At 69.9% G+C, this 4,417-nt stretch carries 4 protein-coding genes; 3 read left to right on the plus strand and 1 reads right to left on the minus strand.

From position 1 onward, the window contains the following. The first annotated feature begins 774 nt into the window (after nt 1-774). Nucleotides 775-1,098, plus strand: coding sequence for a nuclear transport factor 2-like protein (locus BMY97_RS45620; protein ID WP_091629909.1), 324 nt, complete (start codon nt 775-777; stop codon nt 1,096-1,098). Nucleotides 1,099-1,180: 82 nt separating this feature from the next. Here BMY97_RS45620 and BMY97_RS45625 read toward each other — a convergent pair whose 3' ends face one another. Beyond that, the gene (locus BMY97_RS45625; RefSeq protein ID WP_177231881.1) at nt 1,181-1,882 is read right to left on the minus strand and encodes an IclR family transcriptional regulator; all 702 of its coding nucleotides are present in this window, start codon (nt 1,880-1,882) and stop codon (nt 1,181-1,183) included. A gap of 144 nt (nt 1,883-2,026) precedes the next feature. Here BMY97_RS45625 and leuC point away from each other — a divergent pair, with 144 nt between their 5' ends. Both leuC and leuD read left to right on the plus strand, forming a co-directional pair. Beyond that, nucleotides 2,027-3,460, plus strand: a complete 1,434-nt coding sequence (gene leuC, locus BMY97_RS45630) for a 3-isopropylmalate dehydratase large subunit (protein ID WP_091629912.1) — start codon at nt 2,027-2,029, stop codon at nt 3,458-3,460. A gap of 54 nt (nt 3,461-3,514) precedes the next feature. Next, on the plus strand, nt 3,515-4,117 hold the full coding sequence (gene leuD, locus BMY97_RS45635; RefSeq protein WP_091629914.1) for a 3-isopropylmalate dehydratase small subunit: 603 nt from the start codon (nt 3,515-3,517) through the stop codon (nt 4,115-4,117). Nucleotides 4,118-4,417: the final 300 nt, after the last annotated feature.

The following is a 4,417-nucleotide window of genomic DNA, read 5'->3' on the forward strand; positions in this document are numbered from 1 at the left end:
GCCCAGACGCTCCGACAGCGCCTCGATCAGCTGGGCCTTGTTGGCCATTTCCGGTCCTCCAAGAAGAACTCTTCGTCCACGGCCACGTCGGCCGAACCTCAATACAGTATTACCCATGACGTTGCAAAGTCCAAACGGGACCCTTCGAGTTTCCTTGTACCCAAGGCAATCCGGGGTCTCCGGAGAGGCTTCCGACGGCCTCCGGACATTCGCTCTCCTGTTCGATTGGCGACGGCAAAAGGGCTTCTATCAGCGGTTTCGCCGGAAGTCCTGTGCCTGTCGGTGAAATACCGTGGTCCACAAACGACTGTCCGGACGATCGGCCGACCGGGTTTCGGAGGCCCGCGTGTCGGCCTTGTGAGGGCGGCGCGCGGGGGCGCGACTGGGCGTCGGGCGAGCCGACAGCCCGGACCCGGCGCGAGCACTCGAGCAAACCCGGTGGCGTCCACTGAGGACGATCAGACCGGCTCTGTGATCTGGGAGAGGGGGACGGGGGTGACGGCCGGGGTGGAAGGTGGTCGCGGAGGACGGCGACCCGCGCGGGGATCAGGTGGTCTTGGCAACGTCAGGGTCGCCTGCGCGTACAGGACCTTCTCGCTCGAACGCCCGCTGTGCGGCGATCGGGGCCGGTGCGGCGCGCGTGGCCGGAGGAGTTCGGTCAGATCCGTCCAGTGCGGCCGGTTTCGGCGCGCCTCGCGCGTTCACCCGCTCGGCGCACCGGCAACCGCAGCGCTCGCGGTTGCCGGTGCCCCGTTGCCCTGGTGCAATGCGCGCATGAGCGAGAAGCTGACCGACCACGCTGTGCTGGCTTTCGTGACCGCGCTGAACGCGGGTGACAGGGCGGCGTTCCGCGCCGCGCTCACCGACGACGCCGCGATGTCCGACGACGGCACGGAACGGGACCTCGGCGATTGGACCGAGCGGGAGATCTTCAGCTCCCAGGGCCATCTCGACACGGATTCGCTGGAGTCCGTGGCCGACGGCGGCCGGTCGTTCGTGACGACCTACTCCAACGCCACCTGGGGCGGCATGCGCACCCGCTGGCACTTCGTGGTGCGCGACGGGAAGATCGCGCGCTTCGAGACCGGGCAGGCCTGACCGGGCACATCCGAAAACAAAGGCCGTCTCCCCTTCGGCGAGGGGAGACGGCCGGGTTCGGGCGTGGTGGGAGGGCAGCGAGTCAGAGGCGCTCTTGCAGGGCGTCGGCGGCGGCGAGGAGGTCGGCGGCCCAGCGGGCGCCCGGCTTGCGGCCGATCCGTTCGACGGGACCGGAAACCGACACCGCGGCCACCACGGTCCCGGACGAATCGCGCACCGGCGCCGAAACGCTCGCCACGCCCGGCTCCCGTTCGGCGACGCTCTGCGCCCAGCCGCGGCGGCGGACCTCGAGCAGCGTGCGCTCGCCGTAGACGGCGTCGGCCAGGATCGTGCGCTGGGTGTGCGGATCCGACCACGCCGCAAGGACCTTCGCGCCGGAGCCGGCCGTCATCGGCAGGCGGGAACCGATCGGGACGGTGTCGCGCAGGCCACTCGGCGGCTCGGCCGTCGAGACGCACACACGCTGAACGCCGTCCCGCCGGTACAGCTGCACGCTTTCGCCCGTGATGTCCCGCAGCTTGGGCAGCACCGATCCCGCCGCGTCGAGCAGCGGGTCCGTCGAACCGCCCGCCAGTTCCGCGAGCGCGGTGCCCGGCCGCCAGCGCCCGTCCGGACCCCTGCGCAGCAGGCGATGCACCTCGAGGCCCACGGCGAGGCGGTGTGCTGTGGCTCTCGGCAATCCTGTGCGAGTGCACAGTTCCGCGAGCCCACAGGGGTCTTCGGCCACGGCCTGCAACACCGCCACGGCTTTGTCCAGTACTCCGATACCGCTATGCTGTCCCACGACTCGATACTAACTTCCCGCACTTTGGGAAGTCCAGAATCTGGGAAAAACGAACTCGAGCTGCGCACGTGACGTGGCTCGCCACGTCCTCGCCGCGTCGCCCGAGTTCCTTGCTCCCGCCGACCCCATTGGAAGGAGCCGAAGATGACCAGCCCGACCGGCAAGGCCCGTACGCTGGCGGAGAAGGTGTGGGAAAGCCACCTCGTGCGCCGAGGCGAAGGCGCCGAGCCGGACCTGCTCTACATCGACCTCCACCTGGTGCACGAAGTGACCAGCCCGCAGGCGTTCGACGGCCTGCGGCTGGCCGGGCGCCCGGTGCGCCGTCCCGACCTCACGATCGCGACCGAGGACCACAACGTCCCGACGGTGGACATCGACCTCCCGATCGCCGATCCGGTCTCCCGGACCCAGGTCGACACCCTTCGCCGCAACTGCAAGGAGTTCGGTGTCCGGCTGCACCCGATGGGTGACGCGGAGCAGGGCATCGTGCACGTCATCGGCCCGCAGCTCGGCCTCACCCAGCCCGGCACCACCGTGGTCTGCGGCGACAGTCACACCTCCACCCACGGCGCGTTCGGCGCGATGGCGTTCGGCATCGGCACCTCGGAGGTCGAGCACGTGCTCGCCACCCAGACGCTGCCGCTCCGTCCATTCAAGACGATGTCGATCACCGTCGACGGCACGCTGCGCCCCGGCGTCACGGCCAAGGACGTGATCCTCGCCGTGATCGCCAAGATCGGCACCGGCGGCGGGCAGGGCTACGTGCTCGAGTACCGCGGCAAGGCCATCGAGGCGCTCTCGATGGAAGCCCGCATGACCGTCTGCAACATGTCGATCGAGGCGGGCGCGCGCGCCGGCATGATCGCCCCCGACGAGACGACGTTCGCTTACCTGAAGGGCCGTCCGCACGCCCCGCAGGGCGCGGACTGGGACGCCGCCGTGGCGAACTGGCGCGAGCTGCGCACCGACGACGGCGCCGAATTCGACGCCGAGGTGCACCTCGACGCCGACCAGCTGACCCCGTTCGTGACCTGGGGCACCAACCCCGGCCAGGGCCTGCCGCTGGGCGCGAACGTGCCCGACCCGGCCGCCATCGCCGACGAGAACGAGCGGTTCGCCGCCGAGAAGGCCCTGTCCTATATGGACCTGAAGCCCGGGATGCCGCTGCGTGAGGTGACCGTGGACACGGTCTTCCTCGGCTCGTGCACCAACGGCCGGATCGAGGACCTGCGGGCCGCCGCGGACGTGCTGCGCGGGCGCAAGGTGGCCGGCTCGGTCCGGATGCTCGTGGTGCCCGGCTCGATGCGCGTCCGCAAGGCCGCCGAGGAGGAGGGCCTGGACGAGGTCTTCACCGCGGCCGGCGCCGAGTGGCGGCAGGCGGGCTGCTCGATGTGCCTCGGCATGAACCCGGACCAGCTCGCCCCCGGCGAGCGCAGCGCCTCGACCTCCAACCGCAACTTCGAGGGCAGGCAGGGCAAGGGCGGGCGCACGCACCTGGTGTCGCCGCTCGTGGCCGCGGCCACGGCCGTCCGGGGGACGCTCTCCTCCCCCGACGACCTGGTCCCCGCCACCGTCTGAGGCCCGAGCCTCTCCCGCCCGAGACTCTGACATCCAAGACAGGGAGCTCCCACCATGGAACCGTTCACCCAGCACACCGGCGTCGGGGTCCCGCTGCGCCGGTCCAACGTGGACACTGACCAGATCATCCCGGCCGTGTACCTCAAGCGCGTGACCCGCACCGGCTTCGAGGACGGCCTGTTCGCCGCCTGGCGCGGCCAGGAGGACTTCATCCTCAACCAGGAGCCGTTCGACCGGGGCAGCGTCCTGGTCGCGGGTCCCGACTTCGGCACCGGCTCCTCGCGTGAGCACGCCGTGTGGGCGCTGATGGACTACGGCTTCCGCGCCGTGATCTCCGCCCGCTTCGCCGACATCTTCCGGGGCAACTCCGGCAAGGGCGGCCTGGTGGCCGCGCAGTGCGCGCAGTCGGACGTCGAGCTGCTGTGGAAGCTGCTCGAGAACGAGCCCGGCACGGAGGTCACGGTCGACCTGGAGACCAAGACCGTACGAGCCAAGGACTTCACCGCGCCGTTCGAGATCGACGACTACGTCCGCTGGCGGCTGCTCGAAGGACTGGACGACATCGCCCTCACCCTCCGGCACGCCGAAGAGATCACCGAGTTCGAGTCCGCCCGCCCGTCCTGGAAGCCCGTGACCGTCCCGATCGCGGCCTCCTAGCCCTGGTCAGGGGCACGGTTTCCGTTGCCGAGCTCGGAATCCGTGCCCCACCCCAGGTGGCGTTGAAACCTTCGAAACCACGCCGAACGGCACCTCCCAAGCGGCCCCGACGGGTCCCTCCGGAGGCGGAACAACCCCCGATGCAAGGGAAATTTCCGCGCGCCGTTTGGAATTTGTGCTGCGTTGGTAATACCGTGTGCGCTAGTCGGCCGACGTGGCCGTGGACGAAGAGTTCTTCTTGGAGGACCGGAAATGGCCAACAAGGCCCAGCTGATCGAGGCGCTGTCGGAGCGTCTGGGC

Origin of the sequence: Amycolatopsis saalfeldensis (assembly GCF_900110575.1) — a bacterium.
Lineage (GTDB): Bacteria > Actinomycetota > Actinomycetes > Mycobacteriales > Pseudonocardiaceae > Amycolatopsis > Amycolatopsis saalfeldensis.